The organism is Pseudomonas sp. 1176_21, assembly GCF_052850635.1.
In genome coordinates, this window is the sequence record NZ_VXCV01000016.1 from 12705 (window position 1) to 34604 (window position 21900).

At 66.9% G+C, this 21900-nt stretch carries 17 protein-coding genes; 5 read left to right on the forward strand and 12 right to left on the reverse strand.

The genetic code is table 11. The annotated features are described in order from the left end of the window. Nucleotides 1-33: 33 nt before the first annotated feature. From prmA to FW760_RS24555, 5 genes are all read right to left on the reverse strand, one after another. Entirely contained in the window at nt 34-912 is an 879-nt protein-coding gene (gene prmA / locus FW760_RS24535; RefSeq protein ID WP_116052629.1) for a 50S ribosomal protein L11 methyltransferase, read from the reverse strand. A 224-nt stretch (nt 913-1136) separates the two neighbouring features. Next, on the reverse strand, nt 1137-2243 hold the full coding sequence (locus FW760_RS24540) for an acetoin dehydrogenase dihydrolipoyllysine-residue acetyltransferase subunit (RefSeq protein ID WP_116052632.1): 1107 nt from the start codon (nt 2241-2243) through the stop codon (nt 1137-1139). Continuing rightward, nucleotides 2240-3259: an alpha-ketoacid dehydrogenase subunit beta gene (locus FW760_RS24545; protein WP_116052635.1), complete on the reverse strand. Its 1020-nt coding sequence runs from the start codon at nt 3257-3259 to the stop codon at nt 2240-2242. The genes FW760_RS24540 and FW760_RS24545 overlap by 4 nt, the downstream gene beginning before the upstream one ends. Nucleotides 3260-3298: 39 nt before the next feature. Next, the gene (locus tag FW760_RS24550; RefSeq protein WP_043860466.1) at nt 3299-4276 is read right to left on the reverse strand and encodes a thiamine pyrophosphate-dependent dehydrogenase E1 component subunit alpha; all 978 of its coding nucleotides are present in this window, start codon (nt 4274-4276) and stop codon (nt 3299-3301) included. A gap of 22 nt (nt 4277-4298) precedes the next feature. Then, nucleotides 4299-5357 carry an ATP-NAD kinase family protein gene (locus FW760_RS24555; protein ID WP_043860465.1) on the reverse strand — a complete coding sequence of 353 codons (1059 nt, stop codon included), beginning with the start codon at nt 5355-5357 and terminating at the stop codon, nt 4299-4301. 268 nt (nt 5358-5625) lie between these two features. Between FW760_RS24555 and FW760_RS24560 the strand changes: the two genes are divergently transcribed. Then, nucleotides 5626-7491: a sigma-54-dependent Fis family transcriptional regulator gene (locus tag FW760_RS24560; protein ID WP_116052638.1), complete on the forward strand. Its 1866-nt coding sequence runs from the start codon at nt 5626-5628 to the stop codon at nt 7489-7491. A 162-nt stretch (nt 7492-7653) separates the two neighbouring features. On the opposite strand, the gene accC is transcribed toward FW760_RS24560, so the two are convergent. From accC to FW760_RS24590, 6 genes are all read right to left on the reverse strand, one after another. Continuing rightward, nucleotides 7654-9009, reverse strand: a complete 1356-nt coding sequence (accC, locus tag FW760_RS24565) for an acetyl-CoA carboxylase biotin carboxylase subunit (protein WP_043860463.1) — start codon at nt 9007-9009, stop codon at nt 7654-7656. Nucleotides 9010-9026: 17 nt separating this feature from the next. Next, nucleotides 9027-9485: an acetyl-CoA carboxylase biotin carboxyl carrier protein gene (gene accB / locus FW760_RS24570; RefSeq protein ID WP_043860462.1), complete on the reverse strand. Its 459-nt coding sequence runs from the start codon at nt 9483-9485 to the stop codon at nt 9027-9029. Nucleotides 9486-9576: 91 nt separating this feature from the next. Then, nucleotides 9577-10029, reverse strand: a complete 453-nt coding sequence (aroQ, locus tag FW760_RS24575; protein ID WP_043860461.1) for a type II 3-dehydroquinate dehydratase — start codon at nt 10027-10029, stop codon at nt 9577-9579. Between the two features lie 172 nt (nt 10030-10201). Then, nucleotides 10202-11971 (reverse strand): protein-disulfide reductase DsbD, encoded by a 1770-nt coding sequence (locus FW760_RS24580; RefSeq protein ID WP_446444069.1) that lies wholly within the window; start codon nt 11969-11971, stop codon nt 10202-10204. 165 nt (nt 11972-12136) lie between these two features. Further along, a complete protein-coding gene (locus tag FW760_RS24585) occupies nt 12137-14098 on the reverse strand; it encodes a methyl-accepting chemotaxis protein (protein ID WP_054916139.1) in 1962 nt (653 codons plus the stop codon). 163 nt (nt 14099-14261) lie between these two features. Then, nucleotides 14262-15878: a response regulator gene (locus tag FW760_RS24590; RefSeq protein WP_043860458.1), complete on the reverse strand. Its 1617-nt coding sequence runs from the start codon at nt 15876-15878 to the stop codon at nt 14262-14264. A 278-nt stretch (nt 15879-16156) separates the two neighbouring features. Here FW760_RS24590 and FW760_RS24595 point away from each other — a divergent pair, with 278 nt between their 5' ends. The 4 genes from FW760_RS24595 (at nt 16157) to speA (ending at nt 20395) form a co-directional block, all read left to right on the forward strand. Beyond that, nucleotides 16157-17230 (forward strand): DUF2333 family protein, encoded by a 1074-nt coding sequence (locus tag FW760_RS24595; protein ID WP_043860457.1) that lies wholly within the window; start codon nt 16157-16159, stop codon nt 17228-17230. Further along, nucleotides 17230-17766 (forward strand): NUDIX hydrolase, encoded by a 537-nt coding sequence (locus tag FW760_RS24600; RefSeq protein ID WP_116052644.1) that lies wholly within the window; start codon nt 17230-17232, stop codon nt 17764-17766. The genes FW760_RS24595 and FW760_RS24600 overlap by 1 nt, the downstream gene beginning before the upstream one ends. A 194-nt stretch (nt 17767-17960) precedes the next feature. Continuing rightward, on the forward strand, nt 17961-18332 hold the full coding sequence (locus FW760_RS24605; RefSeq protein WP_043860455.1) for a translation initiation factor Sui1: 372 nt from the start codon (nt 17961-17963) through the stop codon (nt 18330-18332). A gap of 149 nt (nt 18333-18481) precedes the next feature. Next, on the forward strand, nt 18482-20395 hold the full coding sequence (speA, locus tag FW760_RS24610) for an arginine decarboxylase (RefSeq protein WP_043860454.1): 1914 nt from the start codon (nt 18482-18484) through the stop codon (nt 20393-20395). Between the two features lie 100 nt (nt 20396-20495). On the opposite strand, the gene FW760_RS24615 is transcribed toward speA, so the two are convergent. Then, on the reverse strand, nt 20496-21836 hold the full coding sequence (locus tag FW760_RS24615) for an MATE family efflux transporter (protein WP_054916714.1): 1341 nt from the start codon (nt 21834-21836) through the stop codon (nt 20496-20498). Between the last annotated feature and the right edge of the window lie 64 nt (nt 21837-21900).

Genomic DNA, 21900 nt, shown 5'->3' on the forward strand with positions numbered 1-21900 from the left:
TCCGGGTTGTGCAGAGTTGTAGTCTAGGCGCAGTTAGCGCCGGCGACCACTGATGCGTACCCAGCCATCGCGCACGGCGATCGGGTCCAGGTCGAAGTCCTTGGCGTAGGCGGCGGCCACTTCATCGCCCTGTTCGGCGAGGATGCCCGACAGCGCCAGCAGGCCGCCGGGGCGTACCAGGCCGGACAACTGCGGGGCCAGCGAGACCAGCGGGCCGGCGAGGATGTTGGCCACCAGCACGTCGGCCTGCATGGCCGGCATGTCCTGGGGCAGGTACAGGTCGAACAGCGCGTCGGCGATGCCGTTGCGCCCGGCATTGTCGCGCGAGGCCTCGATGGCCTGCACGTCGATGTCGGTGCCCACCGCCTTGCGTGCGCCCAGCAGCAGCGCGGCGATGGCGAGGATGCCTGAGCCGCAGCCGAAGTCGAGTACTTCAGTGCCGTTCAGGTCCTGGCCGTCGAGCCATTCCAGGCACAGGGCGGTGGTCGGGTGGGTGCCGGTGCCGAACGCCAGGCCCGGGTCGAGCAGCAGGTTGACGGCGTCCGGCTCGGGGGCGGCGTGCCAGCTGGGCACGATCCACAGGCGCTGGCCGAAGCGCATGGGCTGGAAGTTGTCCATCCAGCTGCGTTCCCAGTCCTGGTCTTCGATCACTTCGACCTGGTGCTCGGGCAGGGCGGCCCCGGTCAGCAGTTGCAGGTGGGCAAACACTGCCTCGGGTTCGGCGTCGGCTTCGAACAGGGCCAGCAGGTGGGTGTGCGACCACAGCGGGGTGGTGTTGAGGTCCGGTTCGAAGATCGGCTGGTCTTCGGCGTCCATGAAGGTGACGGAGACGGCGCCGACTTCGAGCAGGGCATCTTCGTAGGTTTCGGCTTGTTCCGGGCTGATGGCCAGACGTACTTGCAGCCAGGGCATGGCGGGCACCTTTGGGTAATTCGTGGAGGGCAGCCGCTGGGGGCTGCGCGAAGCGCGCCAGTTTACTTGAGTGCGAGGGGTTTGTATCGGGGGCGCTGCAGTGTCTGTACTGGCGTGATCGCGGGTCAAGCCCGCTCCCACAGAGACGGCAGTGATCCCTGTGGGAGCGGGCTTGACCCGCGATCGGGCTGCAGAGCAGCCCTCGAGACACAAACCGGTGCTGGTCAGTGCCCGCGCAAAAACGCCAGCAGCCGCGCATTGACCTGCTCGGCCGCTTCCAGCTGCACCATGTGCCCCTGGCCCGGCAGTATCGCCACCTCGGCTGGCAGGCCGTCCACATGGGTGGCCGGGATGATCGCGTCATCGCTGCCCCACAGCACCAGCGTCGGCTGCTGCGCCACCACCGGGCGCAGATCGTGACGCTGCACGCCGTCGCTGGCCAGTGCGTCGGCCAGTTGTCGCAGGGCCTCGTCCACCCCCTCCAGGCGCTTGAACCTGAGCATGTCCTCGAGCATCTGCCGGGTCACCAGCCCGGGGTCGGAGAACAGCTGCGTCATCTGCGGCTTCAGGGCGTTGCGGTTGGCCGCCGCAACGATGCCCTGCAGGTAGCCGCCATTGATCTCGCGCCCCAGCCCGGCGCTGGCGATCAGGCTCAGCGACTGCACCCGCGCAGGTGCCAGCCGCGCCAGGTTCAAGGCCACCGCACCACCCATGGAGTGCCCGGCCAGGTGCACGCGCCCCAGGTCCAGGTGATCGAGCAGGGCCAGCACGCTCTGGCTCAGCTCATCCAGGTCGCCGCGTTGCAGGTGCTTGCCCGACTCGCCATGCCCGGGCAGGTCGAGGGCGATCACCCGGCGCTCGGCGGCCAGCGCCGGGTGGTTGAACATCCAGTTGTTCAGGTCGCCGCAGAAGCCGTGGATCAACACCAGCGGCGTACCGCCTTCGCCGAGGTCGAAGTAGCGCACCCGGTGCCCGTCCAGCTCGACTTTCTGCGGCGCCGGGCCGCTGTCCTGCTCGGCGCTGTCACCGGGCACGAACTCGGCCTGAAAGCGCTGCACCACCGCATCGATCTGCGCGTCGCTGGCCTCGCCCTCGACCACCACGGCCAGCAGCGCCCCCACTGCCAGGGTTTCGTCGGGCCTGGCGATCTGACGTCGCAGCACGCCGCTGAACGGGGCCTCGACGCTGCTGGAGATCTTGTCGGTCTCCACGTCCAGCACCTCGTCGCCCTTGCTGATGTGCTCGCCTTCCTGCTTGAGCCAGGTGTCGATGCGCCCCTCGGTCATCGACAGGCCCCACTTAGGCATGGTCAGGGTATGGATCTGGCTCATGCCGCGTCCCTCCCTTTCATCACTGTGTGCACGGCAGCCTCGATCTTGGCGGCGGTGGGGATGTAGAGGTCTTCCAGCGCGTCGGAGAACGGCACCGGGGTGTGCGGCGCAGTGACCATCTCGATCGGGCCCTTGAGTGCGCCGAAGGCTTTCTGCGCCACCAGCGCACTGATGTCGGTGGCCATCGAGCAGCGCGGGTTGGCTTCGTCGATCACCACCAGGCGGCCGGTCTTTTCCACGCTTTCGAGAATGCTGTCTTCATCCATCGGGCTGGTGGTGCGCAGGTCGAGCACCTCGCAGTCGATGCCCTGGTGTGCCAGGTTGGCCGCCGCCTCCATGGCCAGGTGGACCATGCGCCCGTAGGTCACCAGAGTGATGTCGTCGCCGTCACGCAAGAAGTTGGCCTCGCCGAACGGCACGGTGTAGACCTCTTCCGGCACTTCGCCCTGCAGGCTGTATAGCAGCTTGTGCTCGCAGAAGATCACCGGGTCGTTGTCGCGGATCGCCTGGATCAGCAGGCCCTTGGCGTCATACGGCGACGACGGGCACACCACCTTCAGGCCCGGGATGTGGGTCCACAGCGAGGTGAGCATCTGCGAGTGCTGGGCGGCGGCGCGCAGGCCGGCGCCGACCATGGTGCGCATCACCAGCGGGGTGACCGCCTTGCCGCCGTACATGTAGCGAAACTTGGCTGCCTGGTTGAGGATCTGGTCCAGGCAGCAGCCGGCAAAGTCGACGAACATCAGTTCGCACACCGGGCGCAGGCCCTGGGTGGCGGCGCCGACCGCTGCGCCCACATAGCCGATTTCCGATAGCGGCGCGTCCAGCACGCGGCCGGGGAACTGCCCGTAAAGGCCCTTGGTGACGCCGAGCACACCGCCCCAGGCGTCATTCTCGCCCGGTGCACCGGCACCGCCGGCGACGTCCTCGCCAATGATGAACACCGTGGGGTCGCGGCGCATTTCCTGGGCCAGGGCTTCGTTGATGGCCTGCTGGTAGCTGATTTTTCTCGCCATGATGATTCTCCGATTGTTCTTGTTGTAAGGGCAGCGTGCTCAGGGGTAGGCGACGTACACGTCGCTGAGCAGGTCGGCAGGCTGGGGCTTGGGGTCGGACTTGGCGCGGCGCACGGCGTCTTCGATCAGGTCCTCGACCTGGGCATCCACCAGGTCCAGCTGGGCGTCGCCGAGCAGCCCAGCGCGGGTGGTGCGCTGGCGGAACTGCATCAGGCAGTCGCGGGTTTCGCGCAGGTTCTTCACCTCGTCCGGGGCGCGGTAGGTTTGCGCGTCGCCTTCGAAGTGGCCGTAGTAGCGGGTCAGCTTGACCTCCACCAGCGACGGGCCCTGTCCGCTGCGGGCACGCTCGATGGCGGCGCCGGCCGCCTCGTGCACGGCAAAGAAGTCGTAGCCGTCGATGGTCACCCCGGGCATGCCGAAGCCGGCGGCGCGGTCGGCGATGTGGTCGCACGCCACCGACCAGTTGGAGGCGGTGGCCTCGGCGTAGCCGTTGTTCTCGGCCACGAAGATGCACGGCAGGTTCATGATGGCGGCCAGGTTCATGGCCTCGAACACCGCACCCTCGTTGGAGCCGCCGTCGCCGAAGAACACCACGGCCACGTCATCGGTGCCCTTGAGCTTGGCCGCCAGGGCAGCGCCGGCCACCAGGGGCGCGCCGGCGCCGACGATGCCGTTGGCGCCGAGCATGCCCTTTTCCAGGTCGGCGATATGCATCGAGCCGCCCTTGCCGCCGCACACGCCGGTCTTCTTGCCGTAGATCTCGGCCATCATGCCGTGCACGTCCACGCCCTTGGCGATGCAGTGGCCGTGGCCGCGGTGGTTGGAGGCGATGCAGTCGCTGTCGCGCAGGTGCGCCATGACCCCGGCGGCCGACGCCTCTTCGCCGGCATACAGGTGCACGAAGCCTGGGATCTCGCCGGTGGCGAACTCGATGTGCAGGCGCTCTTCGAAGGCGCGGATGGTGCGCATGACCCGGTAGGCATGCAGGAGTTGCTCGGTGTTCAGGTGAGTGGACATCTTGTTGTTCTCCAGGGTTGTCTCAGCACTGAGGGTGCGCAGGGTGTTGCGGGTGTTCGCGGCCTACCGCCAGCAGGCGATGGCGGGCGGCGAAGGCCAGTACGGCCTCCACGTCGATGCTCAGGGGGCCGTGGGCGTCGAGGGTGACGGTGGGACGGTCGTGCTCGCTGAACTCGATCTCGCGCTCGCCGTCCAGCGCCAGGGTGCCGCTGGACAGGCTCAGGGAGTAGGCGACGCCCGGTGCCAGCGGGCCGGCGGCGGTGATGCCGCAGCCTTGCACCAGGCCAGGGGCCAGCGGCGCCAGCAGCGCCTGTTCGGCCTGGCCGTTAAGACGCACCCAGGCCCCTTCGGCGGCGTGGCGCGACACCGGGCACCACAGCCCGCACAGCGCCGAGAGGCCGATGGCATGGGGTTCGGCGAAGGTGGCGAAGACTTCGGCGAGGTCTTCGGCGCGGCTCAGGGCGCGGGCGCCGATGAAGCGCTGCGGCGACACCGCGACTTCCACCAGCGCCCATTCGCACAGCTCCCGCGCCGGGTCGCGCACCAGCAGGCGCTTGTTGCGGCGCAGGCCCACCTGGGCCGGGATGCGCCCGGCGGCGAACAGCCCGCCGGCCAGCCCGGCGCTGGTGGCTTCGCGCAATTCGGGGAAGGCGTTGTTGGTACCGGTGGAAAGGGTCAGCAGCGGAATGTCGCCGACCTCGGCGGCCACCGCCTTATGGGTGCCGTCGCCGCCGAGCACGGCGATCAGTGCGACCCCGCGGGCGAGCATCTGGCGCGCGGCCAGGCGGGTGTCCTCCACGGTCTGGCGCAGCGGCATGTCGAGGATGTCCAGTTGCGGCCAGCGCTGGCCGGCGGCCTGCGGGCCGTTGCTGGCCTTGAGCACGGCGGCGGCGATGCCGGTCATGTCCGGCGGCAGCAGCACGCGCCGGATGCCGGTGGCGGCGAAGGCGGCCAGCAGGCGTTGCACGGCCGAGGCCTTGTCGGTGCTGGAGTACAGGCCGGCGCTGGCGGTAAGCCTGCGCAGGTCGCGGCCCGAGGCCGGGTTGACGATGATGCCCACGGTGGGGGCGGGATGGCTCATGGCGCACCTCTGGTTCTTGTGTACCAGGGCTGGAGCAAGGGTGGTGCCAGGTTGGGTGAAAGGCTTGACCCAGAGCCTTTGCGCAGCATTCCAAGGGCGTACTCGCGGGGTGTCGGCAAGACGCTGCGTTGCAGTGCGGGCAGCGCCGCGGCGAGACGCCGAGACGCTGCGTCTCACGGCGCCGCTTGCCCAGGCGGTGCTTGTCGGGGCCTGGCAAACGGCGCTTAATGGGCCGCATAACGACAAGAACACGAGAACCGGAGGCCCCATGCTTGCCGCGAACTCCAGAGCCCACGTCGACTGTGTCAGCCGTGTGCTCAAGAATGCCGACCGCCAGCCCCAGGCGCCGGTACCGCCGTTGATCCTCGACTCCTGGCGCCGCTCGATGGAGCAGCACCGCCTCGACCCTTCCTCGCAGCAAGGGCCGCGCATCCTGTCGCAAACCCTGCTCAACGAATGCCGCGAACGCGCCGAGCTGTTCATGCGCATTGCCAGTGATGCGGTGGCGCGCCTGCACGAGCGGGTGCGCGGTGCCGACTACTGCGTGCTGCTGACCGACGCGCAGGGTCGCACCATCGACTACCGCGTCGACGCCGCGCTGCGCAACGACTGCCGCAAGGCCGGCCTGTACCTGGGCACCTGCTGGTCGGAAGGCGAGGAGGGCACCTGCGGGGTGGCGGCGGTACTGACCAGCCAGGTGCCGGTCACGGTGCACAAGCGCGATCACTTTCGCGCCGCGTTCATCAGCCTGACCTGCTCGGCGGCGCCGGTGTTCGACCCGCAGGGCAAGCTGCTGGGGGTGGTCGACGTGTCGGCGCTGCAGTCGCCGGACGACCGGCGCAGCCAGCACCTGATCCGCCAACTGGTGGTGCAGACCGCGCGGGAGATCGAGAACGCGTTTTTCATGCACAACGCCCAGGCGCATTGGGTGCTGCGGGCGCACAGCGCGCCGGGGTATGTGGACAGCCAGCCGGACTTTCTGCTGGCCTGGGATGCCGACGGACGCCTGCAGGCGCTCAACAGCCTGGCGCGCTCGGCATTGCTCTCGCGCTACGGCGAGCTGCCGGCGCATATCGGCCAGCTGTTCGACCTGGACCAGTTGCGCGCGGTGACTGACGAGTCGGCCCAGCGCCTGAGCTGGCGCGCCGATGGCGATGCGCTGCATGTGCGGGTCAGCTCGCCACAGCGTCCGGCGCGGGTGGTGCCGGTGCCGGGCGGGGTGGATGCACGGGTGGAGGAAAGCCTGCGCCTGGCGGTGCGGGTCAAGAACTGCAACCTGGCGGTGCTGGTGGTGGGCGAGACCGGTGCGGGCAAGGAGGTGTTCGCGCGCCAGCTGCATGAACGCAGCGCGCGGGCCGGCAAGCCGTTCGTGGCGCTCAACTGCGCGGCGATTCCCGAGAGCCTGATCGAGAGCGAGCTGTTCGGCTATGTGGCCGGGGCGTTTACCGGGGCCTCCAGCAAGGGCATGCGCGGGCTGCTGCAGCAGGCCGATGGCGGCACGCTGTTTCTCGACGAGATCGGCGACATGCCGCTGGCCTTGCAGACCCGCCTGCTGCGGGTGCTGGCCGAAGGCGAGGTGGCGCCGCTGGGTGCGGCCAGGCGCGAGCGTGTGGATATCCAGGTGATCTGCGCCACGCACCGCGACCTGGCGGCGCGGGTGGCCGACGGGCGCTTTCGCGAAGACCTGTACTTTCGCCTGGCCAATGCGCGCTTCGAGCTGCCGCCGCTGCGCGAGCGCAGTGACCGGCTGGCCTTGATCAACCGCTTGCTGGCCGAGGAGGCGGCCGGTTGCGGGGTGGACGTGGGCTTGAGCGAGGCAGCGCTGGAGTGCCTGCTGGGGTATCGCTGGCCGGGTAACCTGCGCCAGTTGCGCCAGGTGCTGCGTTACGCCTGCGCGGTGTGCGCCGGTGGCACGCTGCAGTTGCAGGACCTGCCGGCGGATGTGCGCGGGGCGCAGGTGCAGGGCCAGGTGCAGGCCAGCATGAGCCCGCAGCGCCAGGTGCTGCTGGAGGCGCTGGTACGCCATCGCTGGAAACCGGGGGAGGCGGCCAAGGCGCTGGGTATTTCGCGGGCCACCTTGTACCGGCGGGTGCATGCGCATGGCATCGAGATGCCGCGCATGGGGCGGGACTAGGCGGCGCATTCATCGCGGGTCAAGCCCGCTCCCACCGGTATAGCGGTGATCCTGAGATCAATGGCGTTCCTGTGGGAGCGGGCTTGACCCGCGATGGGCGTACCGCAGTCCAAAAAAAAGACCCCGGCACCAGGCCGGGGTCTTTTTCACATCACACCTGCATCACTCGTCGTTGGCGAGCTTGTGTTCCAGGTAGTGAATGTTCACGCCACCTTTGCAGAAACCTTCATCGCGCACCAGTTCGCGGTGCAGCGGGATGTTGGTCTTGATGCCGTCGACGACGATCTCGTCCAGCGCATTGCGCATGCGCGCCATGGCTTCGTCACGGTCCTTGCCGTAGGTGATCAGCTTGCCGATCAGCGAGTCGTAGTTCGGCGGTACCGCATAGCCACTGTACAGGTGCGAGTCGACGCGAACGCCGTTGCCGCCCGGTGCGTGGAAATGCTTGACGGTACCCGGGCTCGGAATGAACTTCTTCGGGTCTTCGGCGTTGATCCGGCACTCCAGCGAGTGACCGCGAATCACCACGTCATCCTGGGTGAACGACAGCTTGTTGCCAGCGGCGATGCTGAGCATCTCCTTGACGATGTCGATACCGGTGACCATCTCCGAAACCGGGTGCTCCACCTGAACACGGGTGTTCATTTCGATGAAGTAGAACGCGCCGTTCTCGTAGAGGAACTCGAAGGTGCCGGCACCACGGTAGCCGATGTCGATGCACGCCTTGACGCAGCGGGCGAAGACTTCCTGGCGGGCCTTTTCGTCGATACCCGGGGCTGGCGCTTCTTCCAGCACCTTCTGGTGGCGGCGCTGCAGCGAGCAGTCGCGGTCACCCAGGTGCACGGCGTTGCCCTGGCCGTCGGACAGTACCTGGACTTCCACGTGACGCGGGTTGGTCAGGAACTTCTCCAGGTACACCATCGGGTTGCCGAAGGCGGCGCCGGCTTCGCTGCGGGTCAGCTTGGCCGAGGCGATCAGGTCCTCTTCCTTGTGCACCACGCGCATGCCGCGACCACCACCGCCACCGGCGGCCTTGATGATCACCGGGTAGCCGACTTCACGGCCGATGCGCAGGGCTTCTTCCTCGTCTTCCGGCAGCGGGCCGTCGGAACCCGGAACGGTCGGTACGCCGGCCTTGATCATCGCGTCCTTGGCCGACACCTTGTCGCCCATCAGGCGGATGGTGTCGGCCTTGGGGCCGATGAAGGCGAAGCCGGAGTTCTCGACCTGCTCGGCGAAATCGGCGTTTTCCGCGAGGAAACCGTAGCCTGGGTGAATGGCGGTGGCGCCGGTCACTTCAGCGGCTGCGATGATCGCCGGGATGTGCAGGTAGGAGTGGGTGGCCGAAGCCGGGCCAATGCATACCGATTCGTCGGCCAGGCCCAGGTGCATCAGCTCGCGGTCGGCGGTGGAGTGCACGGCGACGGTCTTGATGCCCATCTCTTTGCAGGCGCGCAGGATCCGCAGGGCAATTTCCCCGCGGTTGGCGATCAGGACTTTTTCCAACTTGGCTGGCATCGTTGGTTCTCCGCGGTTCAAACGATGGTGAACAGCGGCTGGTCGTACTCAACCGGCTGGCCGTCTTCTACCAGAATGGATTCGATCACACCGCTGGTTTCAGCTTCGATGTGGTTCATCATTTTCATGGCTTCGACGATGCACAGGGTGTCGCCTTTCTTCACGGTCTGGCCGACTTCGACGAAGGCAGGCGAGGTAGGCGAGGCTTTGCGGTAGAAGGTACCGACCATTGGCGAGCGGGCCACGGTGCCGTTGAGCTTCGGCGCGGCTGGCGCTTCGGCGGCAGCCGGGGCAGCGGCGGCCACAGGGGCGGCGGCCGGTGCGGCAGCCATCGGGGCTGGCGCGTAGTACTGCTGGGCCGGGGTCTTGCTGTGGCGGCTGATACGGACGGACTCTTCGCCTTCCTTGATCTCCAGCTCGTCGATGCCAGACTCTTCCAGCAGTTCGATCAGTTTCTTGACTTTACGGATATCCATTAATCATCAACTCCCAAGGGTCGGTCAGGGTCGTATAAACGTGAATGTTAACGTTCGTACACGGCCCGGCCTGCGGCCAGGCTTCGGTTATTCAGGGTTTGGCGTGCGCTGCCAGGTGTTCCAGGGCGGACTCCAGGGCCAGGCGATAGCCGGTGGCGCCCAGGCCGCAGATCACCCCTACGGCGACGTCTGAAAAGTAGGAGTGGTGGCGAAACGGCTCGCGCTTGTGCACGTTGGACAGATGCACTTCGATGAATGGGATGCTCACCGCCAGCAATGCGTCACGTAATGCGACGCTTGTGTGCGTGAAAGCCGCCGGATTGATCAGGATGAAGTCCACCCCTTCGTTGCGTGCGGCGTGGATGCGATCGATCAGTTCGTACTCGGCATTGCTTTGCAGGTATTGCAGATGGTGGCCGGCGGCGCGTGCACGCTGCTCCAGGTCCTGGTTGATCTGGGCCAGGGTCACGGCCCCGTAGACGCCCGGTTCGCGGGTGCCTAGCAGGTTCAGGTTGGGGCCATGCAGCACCAGTAGCGTTGCCATCTGCGGTTCCTTTTATTGTCGGGCAAAAACGTAGCGCGGCGACTATGCCGCAAACTGCCGAGCACTGTCCAGTTACCTGCAATAGCCAGCACGATGACCGAGATTCGCGCGAAATTTATGACTATCTTGCCAATTTCGGTCATCCGTGGCGCTTTTCAAGCGGCCCCAGCAGTTATAGACCCACTTCGCTGCGAATGCGCGCCAGGTGTTCGGCAAATTCGCCGGCTTTTACCTCGCCTATCACCCTGCTGTCGGTTTTTTCGCTGCCGTTCGCGGCAAACACCAGGAAGCCCGGCGGGCCGAACAGCTGGTAGCGGTCCAGCAGCGCGCGTTGCTCGGTGTTGCTTTGGGTGATGTCGAACCGTACCAGGCGGTAGCCCTGCAGTTGCGCCTGCACGGCCGGATCGCCGAGCACGTCATGCTCGATCACCTTGCAACTGATGCACCAGTCGGCGTACCAGTCCAGCAGCAGCGGTTGCCCGGCCGCCCTGGCTTCGGCCAGCAGGCCATCCAGGGCGGCGGGGGTGTTCACCGTCTGCCAGGCGCTGACCGGTGCGGCCGAGGGGGTGCTGGCGGGGGCGGGGAGTGGCCGCAGCGGGTCGGCCTGGCCACTGAAGGCGCCGTACCAGCAGGCCAGCGCGTAGGCCAGCAGCAACAGGCCGAGCAGCTGCGCCAGGCGCTGGCCGGTGGTCTTCACGCCGAATTCCAGGGCGCCGAGGAACAGCGCCACGCCGGCTGCAAGCAGGCCGATCAGCAGCAGGGTGAGCGGGCCGGGCAGCACGCGGCTGAGCAGGCCGATGGCCAGGCCCAGCAGCAGCACGCCGATGGCGTTCTTCACCGTGACCAGCCACGGCCCGCTTTTGGGCAGCCAGGCCGCACCGCCGGTGGCCACCAGCAGCAGCGGCGCGCCCATGCCCAGGCCCAGCGCGAAGAGTTTCAGCGCCCCGCCGATGGCATCGCCGCTGGCGCTTATATATAGCAGCGCACCGGCCAGTGGCGCCGACACGCAGGGCGAGACCAGCAGGCTGGAAACCACCCCGAGTACGGCGGCGCCCAGCAGCGAGCCGCCCTTGGTCTGCCCGGCCACGCGGTCCAGGCGGCTGCTGATGAACTGCGGCAGCTTCAGTTCGAACAGGCCGAACATGGCCAGGGCGAATACCACGAAGAATGCCGCGAAGGGCACCAGCACCCAGGCCGATTGCAGGCGTGCCTGCAAATTGAGCTGGGCACCGAACAGGCCCATCAGCGCGCCGAGCAGGGCGAAGCAGGCGGCCATCGGCAGCACGTAGGCCAGCGACAGGGCCAGGCCGCGACCGCCACCGACCTGGCCACGCAGCACCACCCCGGAAAGGATCGGCAGCATCGGCAGCACGCAGGGGGTGAAAGTCAGGCCGACGCCGGCAAGAAAGAACAGCAGCATTTCCTTCCAGCTCCAGGCATTGCTGCTGGCCGGGGCGGCGGCGGTGGACGCGGCCCCGACGCCGTCGATGCTCAGGCGCTCGGTTTCCGGCGGGTAGCACAGGCCCTTGTCGGCGCAGCCCTGATAACTCACCACCAGGGTGAAGGGGCGCTGGTCGGCAGTGCGTGGCAGGTCGATGTCGAGGATGCCGTGGTACACCTCGACGTCGCCGAAGTACTCGTCGTGCTTGGCCTCGCCGGCAGGTAGCTGCGCGGTGCCCAGGGCGATGTCGGCAGGTTCGGTACGGAACTGGAAGCGGTGGCGATAGAGGTAGTAGCCCTCGGTGGTGACGAAGCGCAGCTTGATGGCCTGGGCGTCGCCCTGGATCAGGTTGAGCTTGAAGGCTTCGCGCACGGGCAGGAAGTCGGCGCTGTTGTTCAGGCCCGGTGCGCCGAGGGTGGCGCTGGGGCGGTTGTCGAGCAGCCCGGCGCCCATGGCGGGCAGGGCCAGGACCAGAAGCAGGAGGCAAAGCAGGCGACGCATGAGCGGTCTCGCTGGGGGGAACGTGGGGGCAATGATAACGGAGTTTGAGCAGGAGCAATCGAGTTGAACCCATCGCGGGTCAAGCCCGCTCCCACAGACAATGCATCTGGCTCAATCAGGATGCATACCTGTGGGAGCGGGCTTGACCCGCGAGAGTCCCCTGGATCAGACCCGGAACGCCTGCACGGCGGTGTTCAGTTCCCCGCCCAGGCGCAGCAGATGCTCACCCTGCTCGCGCCCCTCGCCAATGCGCTCCAGGTTGTCCGCGCCCAGTTCGTGGATCCGTTCGCTATGGTCGCGAATCTCGCTCACCGCACCGCTCTGCTGCGCGGTCACGTCGGCGATGCGTACGGCGGTCTGCGCAATGGTCTGGATCGCCGCGACAATCTCGTCCAGCGCTCCATCGGCCGACTGCGCCTGCTGGGCAGTGGCCTCGGCGTGCTCCAGTTGCGCGCGCATGCCTTCCACCGATTCGCGTGCCGCCTGCTGCAGGCGCGCGATCAGGGTCTGGATCTCGCCGGTGGCTCCGGTGGTGCGCTGGGCCAGCGAACGCACCTCCTCGGCCACCACGGCAAAGCCGCGGCCCATCTCGCCGGCCCTTGCCGCCTCGATGGCCGCATTCAGGGCCAGCAGGTTGGTCTGTTCGGCAATCGAGCGGATCACCGTGAGCACGCCGCCAATGGTCGCCGACTCCTGGGCCAGGCCCTCGATCATCTGTGCATTGCCCTGCACCTCGTCCACCAGCAGGCGCAGCCCGCTCAGGCTCTGGCCGATCACCGCCTGGCCCTGTTCCACCGCCAGCCCCGCGTGGCGGCTGGCGTCGGCGGCCTGGCTGGCATCGCCGGCCACCTGGGTGATGGTGGCCTCCAGTTCGCCCAGCGCATCGCGGATCTGCGCGGTGTCGCCGGCCTGGCGCTCGGCGCCGTCGTGCAGCGCGCTGCTCATGCCGGCCAGGGCGTGGCTGCTGCCGGCCACCTGCTCGGCGTTGCTGCGGATGGTGCCCACCAGGTCTACCAGGTAGGCACGCAGGCGGTTGAGCGAGTCCTGGATGTCGTGCATTTCGCGGTTGCTGCGCCCCAGCGCAATGGCCTGGCTGAAGTCGCCGCCGGCCCACTGCGAGAGCGCCGGCGCCAGGTTGCCCAGCACCCGCGCCAGGCGCCGCTGCAAGGTGTCGATGAGCAGGGCGATCAGCAGGATCAACCCGATCATCAGGCCCTGGATCACCCGCACTTCGCCCTGGATCTGCCCATGCTGCGCGCGCACCCCCGGTTCCAGGTCGGCGATGGCCTGCTGCACGGCGGCCATGCGCGCCTGGGTGGTGGTGGCCAGTTCGGTACGGCGCTCGATCTGCGCGCGGGTGCGCTGCAGTTCTGCCGGGTAGCGCGCCAGCAAACTGCCCAGCTCGCGCTTGAGGGCCACGCCGACGTCTTCGGCGCTGGTGGTGGCCTCGCTCTGCAGGCCCATCATCGCGGCGAAGTCGTCGGCGCCGGATTCCACCGCTGCGGTCACGCCCAGCAATGGCAGGGCGTCGAGGGCTTTGGCCTGGGTGATGATCAGTTGCAGTTCGCGCTCCACCTCGTCGGCCAGCTCGCTGCGCCCGCTGCTCACCAGCTTGTCACGCGCCAGCGACAGGCGGCCCAGGTGCAGGCTGGCTTCCAGCAGTGCCGACTGGTAGTGCGCCGCCTCGGGGTGGCCGCTGTCGTGGGCGTAGCGGGCGAGCTGTTCGAGGTTGGCGCCCAGTTCGCGTTCGGCCTGCAGCAACAGGGCCTGGGGGTCGCCGGCGAGCTTGCCGGCGGCCAGCAGCTCATTGGCGGTGAATGCCTGCAGGGTGTCGAGGCTGGGGCGCAGTTGCGCGGCCAGCTCATCGGGCAGCTGGGCCAGTTCCTGTTGCAGGTCCTGGGTGCTTTGCAGGGCGGTGGCGTGGCGCAGGGCATCGCCACTGTTCAGGTAATCCTGGGTGTTGCGGGCCACCTGGTTCTGGAACTGCTGGGACAGCGCCAGGTAACGCTCCATCAACAGGTAGGGCTGTTCCAGGGCACGTTGCGACCACCACAGGGTCGCCCCCAGGGCCAGGCACACGGTTACCAGCAGCAGGGTGTTCAGATTGGTCAGCAACTTCAGGCGCATGAGCGGGCTCTACCAACGGCGGGATGGCAAGTGCCTGAAGTTATTGCGTTTTTATGACGTGGTTATGACGATGGCAGGGGTGTTGCGAAATAAAGTGGCTAAATGGTGGCCCTTTCGCCGGCAACGCCGGCTCCTACAGCGGCCAGGTTGCTGGCGAAAAGGCTCAGGCCTCGACCCGCTGTACGCAGTTGCGCCCCGCACCCTTGGCCAGGTACAGCGCCTCGTCCGCTGCGGTGGCCATGCTCAGCGCATCCAGCCCGTCGCTCAGTTGCACCACCCCGGCACTGAAGGTGCACGACAGGTCACGCGGCTGCGCCGGGTAGTGGATCTCGGCAAAGCGCCGGCGAATCTCGTCCAGCACCTTGTGCGCCGCGTGCAGGTCGGTGTTGGGCATCACGATGGCGAACTCTTCGCCGCCATAACGTCCGATGAAGTCGGTCTTGCGCAGGCGCTGCTTGAGAAACAGCGCCAGGCTCTTGATCACCCGGTCGCCCATGGGGTGGCCGTGGCTGTCGTTGACCTTCTTGAAGTGGTCGATGTCGAGCATGGCAAAGCTCAGCGGGCGGTCTTCGCGCCGCGCCCGGAAGCTGCAGTCTTCGAGCAGTTGCAGGATGTGCGTGTGGTTGTACAGCCCGGTGAGGCTGTCGCGCACCATGCGCGCCTTGAGGTTGCGCGCCCTGGCCGCACGGTTGCGCACGGTGGTGATCAGGTGGCGCGAACGGATCGGCTTGGTGAGGAAGTCGTCGCCACCCTCGCTCATGGCATCGAGCTGCTTGTCCAGGTCGTCCTCGGCCGACAGGTAGATGATCGGCACGCTCACATAGCGGTCGTTGTGGCGGATCACCTTGGCCAGCTCGGTGCCGGTGCAGGCGGGCATGTACATGTCGAGGATGATCAGGTCGGGCTGAAAGTCGGCCAGCTCGGCCATGGTCTGGATCGGATCGGTGAGGGTGCGGGTGACGATGCCGGCATTGTTGAGCAGGCGCTCGGTGTGCAGTGCCTGGGCCCGCGAGTCGTCGATCACCAGCACCTTGAACGGTTCGTACTGGGTCACGCTGGTGAGCAGCTCGACCTTTTCCAGCAGGCTGGAGGCCTCCAGGGTACCGGTGAGAAATTCCTGGCCGCCGGCGCGTACCGCGGCAAGCCGGGTGGGGGTGTCGGTTTCGTGCAGGCTGAAGAACAGCAGCGGCACGCGCTGCTCCAGGCCCTGCTGGGCCTGGGCAGCCAGCTGCAGGCCCTGGCCCTGGCCGCCGAAGTCGACATCCATGACGATCGCCGCCGGCAGGCGCTCGGCCATCGAGGCCTGGAACGCCTCGGGGCTGTACAGCGGCTCGACCCCCAGGCCGAAGAACTCCAGCTGCTTGGCCAGGCGCTCGGCGCGCTCGTGGTCCTGCAGCATCACGTAGATGGGCTTGCGCAGCGGCGGCAGCGGGGTGCGCTCGAGCTGGTCGCCCTGGCGCAGCCCGGTACGCGACAGGCGCTGCATCAGGCGGTTGAGTTCGTTGATCAGGCTGCTGCTCAGGCGCGCGCTGTTGGCCTCCACCGCCGCCAGGGTCTGGCCGATGGCATCGGCCAGCAGGCTGTGCTCGGGCTGCTCGAAGCGTTCGGCGTAGCGCTGCAGGCGCAGGTTGGCCTCGCCCAGCTCGCTCAGGTCGCAGCTGGTCCACTCGCTGCGCTGCAGGCGCTGCCAGATTTCGAGAATTTGCCGGGCCTGGTGAATGACCCGCTGGGCAAAGTGTTGCTTGAGGCGCGCACGATTCGGGTCTTCTGGCTCGGTCATGTCCTGACTACTTGTAAGGGGTGAGGCAATTCGAGTGATGGCTCTATGCTAGCACCACTTTTCCGGCAATCGAGTGTGCTGCATCAATTAACTGGGGTGGCGCTAAATTCCTTTCCTGACCCGTTAGTCACTTATGCGAAGCGGCGCGCTTGATTTATAGTGCAGGCTTGGCTGGCGCCCCGGCCGCGCACGCTGGCACACAATGCTGGCCGGCGTGGGCACGAAGCGGGGGCCGCGCGGTCGAACCCTGGACACGACCTGACAGAAAGGACAACGCCATGCTGGACTGGAAAAACCGTACAGGCAAAGCCGAGGCACGCGAGCGGGTGGACGCCCGTGGCTCGGGCACCCGCAGCTACTTCGGCGGGCTGTTGTTCAGCCGGGCGCTGGGCACCCTGATCGGTCTGTACCTGCTGGTGACCATCGCCCTGGGCTGGTACTGGAGCCAGGAGCCCGACCTGTTCCCGGTGCAGCAGAACGCCCAGGCCGCCGCCGAGCGCAACGGCCAGCAGATGGTCGTCGGCTACACCACCGTCGAAACCCTCAAGACCGTGGTTGCCACCCTGCTCGACAAGCCAGGCGGCTACATCTCCAACGACCGCTTCCCGCCGGGCCTGTGGATGGACAACATGCCCAGCTGGGAATATGGCGTGCTGGTGCAGGTACGTGACCTCAGCCGTGCCCTGCGCAAGGACTTCGCCCGTTCGCAGTCGCAGTCGGCCGAAGACGCCGACCTTGCCAAGGCCGAGCCGCGCTTCAACTTCGACAACAAGAGCTGGATCCTGCCGTCGAGCGAGTCGGAGTACCAGGAAGGCATCAATTCGCTGAACCGCTACCAGAAGCGTCTGGCTTCGCCAGACCAGCAGGGCGCGCTGTTCTACACCCGTGCCGACAACCTCAACAACTGGCTGGGCGATGTGGCCACGCGCCTGGGCTCGCTGTCCCAGCGCCTGTCGGCCAGCGTGGGCCGGGTCAAGCTCAACACCACCCTCAAGACCGAATCGGTGGTGCCGGGCCAGGTGCCGCAGCTGGACGAGGAAGTGGTCGAGACGCCGTGGCTGCAGATCGACAACGTGTTCTATGAAGCCCGTGGCCAGGCCTGGGCGCTGTCGCACCTGCTGCGCGCCATCGAGGTCGACTTCGCCGACGTGCTGGCCAAGAAGAACGCCACCGTCAGCGTGCGCCAGATCATCCGTGAGCTGGAAGCCTCGCAGGAGCCGCTGTGGAGCCCGATGGTACTCAACGGCAGCGGCTTCGGCATGTGGGCCAACCACTCGCTGGTGATGGCCAACTACATTTCCCGCGCCAACGCCGCAGTGATCGACCTGCGCCAGCTGCTGTCCCAGGGCTGATGCTGTTCAGCCAGAGCGAGGCGGCGCACCGCGCCGCCTCGGATGCCGAACGCATCGCCTGGGTCGACGAGCAGGACAACCTGCTCGGCGCCAGGCCGCGGGCCGAGCTGCGCGAGCAGGGGCTGATCGGGCGGGGTACCTACATCCTGCTGTTCAACAGTGCCGGCGAGCTGTGCGTGCACCAGCGTACCCTGAGCAAGGCGATCTACCCCGGCTACTGGGATGTGGCCGCCGGCGGCATGGTCGACGAGCACGAAAGCTACGAGCGCTGCGCCGCGCGCGAGCTGGCCGAGGAGCTGGGGGTGAGCGGCGTGTCGCTGAGCTTCCACGAGCGCTTCTTCTTCGACCAGCCTGGCAACCGGCTCTGGTGCGCGGTGTTCTCGGCGGTCTGGGACGGGCCTTTGCGCCTGCAGCCCGAGGAGGTCAGCCAGGCCCGCTTCATGCCCTTGCAGGCAGCCCTGGACGACAGCCTGAGCACCCCCTACTGCCCCGACTCGCTGGCGGCGCTGAACCGTTTCGTGGCGCAGCGCGGCTGACGTCGCGAAAGCCAAGCAAAATGGCGCAGTTTTGCACTTAGCATTCGGCGCAATTGTGGTTACACTGCGCGGCCTTTTCACCCTGCCACGGCTTGCCGCGGCAGGTGCGCTGCCCCTGCCAGAGTGGGGCTTCGCGGTCGGTACCTCGCCCCGGGGCATCGACCAGTTTTTGTCCTCAACGCAGAGGATCAAAAGTGGCCAAGAAAGCCGCATCATTCGCCGCCCTCGGTGGCCTGGTGTTCTCCACCGATGCAGGCCGGCATTGCCCGGACTGCAGCAAACCCGTCGATGCCTGCATCTGCAAGCAGACACTCATCCCCGAAGGCGACGGCATTGCCCGTGTGCGTCGTGAAAGCAAAGGCCGTGGCGGCAAGACGGTGACCACCATCAGTGGCGTACCGCTCCCCCTGGATCAACTCAAGGAACTGGCCACCACGCTCAAGCGGCGTTGTGGTACGGGCGGCGCGTTGAAAGACGGCGTCATCGAGATCCAGGGCGACCACGTCGAGTTGTTGCTGGCCGAGCTGATCAAGCAAGGCTTCAAGGCGAAAAAGTCCGGCGGCTGATGGCCGCTGCGAGGTTTTTCCTGCAGCACTTCTAAACTCGTTCCCTGGGCAGGGGTCTATGCCTGAACAGGGAGAATCGTCATCTTCATTTTCTACACTGGCCAGCACGCCCTGGCCGGTGTTCACGACTTTCTTTATAGGGGACTTCGATGTCCGTACGACGCACACGCAAAGACGATGGCAGCCAATGGACCGTGGCCGACAGCCGCAGTGTTTACGGCATTCGCCATTGGGGCGCGGGTTACTTCGCGATCAACGAGGCCGGGCGCGTCGAAGTACGCCCCAACGGGCCGGACAGTGCGCCGATCGACCTGTACGAGCAGGTCGACGAGCTGCGCCAGAGCGGCCTGTCGCTGCCGCTGCTGGTACGTTTCCCCGACATCCTGCAACACCGCGTGCGCCAGCTGACCGGCGCATTCGACGCCAACATCGCGCGCCTGGAGTACCAGAGCCAGTACACCGCGCTGTACCCGATCAAGGTCAACCAGCAGGAAGCGGTGGTGGAGAACATCATCGCCACGCAGAACGTGTCCATCGGCCTTGAGGCCGGCTCCAAGCCCGAGCTGCTGGCGGTGCTGGCGCTGGCGCCCAAGGGCGGCACCATCGTCTGCAACGGCTACAAGGACCGCGAGTTCATCCGCCTGGCGCTGATGGGGCAGAAACTGGGTCACAACGTGTTCATCGTGATCGAGAAAGAATCCGAAGTGGCACTGGTGATCGAGGAAGCCGCCGACCTCAAGGTCAAGCCGCAGGTCGGCCTGCGCGTGCGCCTGTCGTCGCTGGCTTCGAGCAAGTGGGCCGATACCGGCGGCGAGAAGTCCAAGTTCGGCCTGTCGGCTGCGCAGCTGATTTCGGTAGTGCAGCGCTTTCGCGATGCCGGCCTGGACCAGGGCATTCGCCTGCTGCACTTTCACATGGGCTCGCAGATCGCCAACCTGGCGGACTACCAGCACGGCTTCAAGGAAGCCATCCGCTACTACGGCGAGCTGCGTGCGCTGGGCCTGCCAGTGGACCACATCGACGTGGGCGGCGGCCTGGGCGTGGACTACGACGGCACCCACTCGCGCAATGCCAGCTCGATCAACTACGACATGGACGATTACGCCGGCGTGGTGGTGGGCATGCTCAAGGAGTTCTGCGACGCGCAGGGCCTGCCGCACCCGCACATCTTCTCCGAGAGCGGCCGCGCGCTGACCGCGCACCACGCGATGCTGGTGGTGCAGGTAACCGACGTCGAGAAGCACAACGACGAAGTACCCGAGATCGAGGACAAGCAGAGCCTGCCCGAAACCGTGCAGTGGCTGGCCGACCTGCTGGGCCCGACCGACATCGAGATGGTCACCGAGACCTACTGGCGTGCCACCCACTACATGAGCGACGTGGCCGCGCAATACGCCGACGGCAAGATCACCCTCGCGCAGAAGGCCCTGGCCGAGCAGTGCTACTTTGCCGTGTGCCGCCGGTTGCACAACTCGCTCAAGGCGCGCCAGCGCTCGCACCGCCAGGTGCTGGACGAGCTCAACGACAAGCTGGCCGACAAGTACATCTGCAACTTCTCGGTGTTCCAGAGCCTGCCCGACACCTGGGCCATCGGCCAGGTGCTGCCGATCCTGCCGCTGCATCGCCTGGGCGAAGAGCCGCTGCGCCGTGCGGTGCTGCAGGACCTGACCTGCGACTCGGACGGCAAGATCAACCAGTACGTCGACGAGCAGAGCATCGAGACCAGCCTGCCGGTACACGCCATCAACGAGGGCGAGGACTACCTGCTGGGGATCTTCCTGGTGGGCGCGTACCAGGAAATCCTCGGGGACATGCACAACCTGTTCGGTGACACCGACTCGGTGAACATCTACCAGAACCCCAACGGCAGCGTGTACCACGCCGGCATCGAGACCCACGACACCATCGAGGACATGCTGCGCTACGTGCACCTGTCGCCCGAAGAGCTGATGACCCACTACCGCGACAAATGCGCCAGCGCGAAGATCACGGCGCGTGAGCGTACCCAGTTCCTGGATGCCTTGCGCCTCGGGCTGACCCGCTCGTCCTACCTGTCCTCCTGACCGTAATCGCGGGTCAAGCCCGCTCCCACAGGTTTTTCATCATCCTTGAAGCTGATGCAGTACCTGTGGGAGCGGGCTTGACCCGCGATAGGGCCGGCACTTACACCACAAACCACCCGTCACGCCGCTGCAACCGCCACCCCATCACCCCCAGCGTCACCGCCCGCAGCCCCATGAACAGCAGAAAACCCAGCCACAGCCCGTGGTTGCCCAGCCCGCTGGCCGCATAGGCGAACGGCAGTGCTATCGCCACGCTCAGCAGCATGCCGTTGCGCATCTCCCGTGCCCTTGTCGCGCCGATGAACAACCCGTCGAGCAGGTAGCTCCACACCGCCACCAGTGGCAGCAGCGCCAGGTATGGCAGGTACTCGAACGCCGTCTCGCGCACGCTGGGGATATCCGTCTGCAACTGGATGAACCAGTGCCCGCCCAGCAGGAAGACCCCGGCAAACCCCAGGCTGACGATCAACGACCAGCCACACGCCACCGTCATCGAACGGCGCAATGCGCCGCGGTCCCCGGCGCCGATCGCATGCCCGCACAGTGCCTCCACCGCATGCGCCAGACCGTCCAGTGCATACGCGGTCAGCAGCAGGCCGTTGAGCAGCAGCGCATTGGCCGCCACCGTCGCCTCGCCCAGGCGCGCACCCTGCACGGTGATCAGGAAGAACACCCCCTGCAACGCCAGGCTGCGAATGAAGATGTCGCGGTTCACGCTCAGCAGCGGGCGCCAGCTCTGCCAGCGCCTGAGCAGCGCCCAGGCCACCTGCCCGGGGTAGGCGCGCAGGGCCGGGCGCGTGAGCGCCAGGCCGAGCAGCGCGGCCGACCATTCGGCGATCACCGACGCCCGCGCCGAGCCCAGCACACCCCAGTCCAGCCCCAGCACGAACCACAGGTTGAGCACGATGTTGAGCAGGTTGGTGGTCAGCAGGATCGCCAGCGGGGCACGGGCGTTCTGCGTACCCAGAAACCACCCCACCAGGGCAAAGCTGGCCAGCGCTGCCGGCAGGCCGAGCAAGCGCGTGTGGAAGAACGCCAGGGTGTTTTCCTGCAGCGCGGCACTCGGTTGCATCAGGCCCAGTGCCAGGTGGCTGAAGGGAATCGCCAGTGCCCCCAGCAGCACGGCGAACAGCAACGCCAGCAGCAGCCCCTGCACCAGCACCTGGCGCAGCGCGGCGCCGTCGGCGCGTCCGGCCGCCTGGGCGGCAAAGCCGGTGGAGCCCATGCGCAGGAAGCCCATCAGAAACGCCAGGAAGGTATACAGGCTGGCGCCCACCGCCACGGCGCCGAGCTGGTGCGCGTGGGGCAGGTGGCCGATCACGGCGCTGTCCACCAGTGCCACCATGGGCACGGAAATGTTGGAAAGAATCATCGGCGCGGCCAGCGCCCAGACCCTGTGGTGGGTCGGACGGTCGCGCCAGTCGCTGAGTAGTCGGGACATGCAGGCTCCTTGAGAACCGGCATTGTAGCCGCCCCCGGCACTAAAACTGGTGAACGCTGTCTCA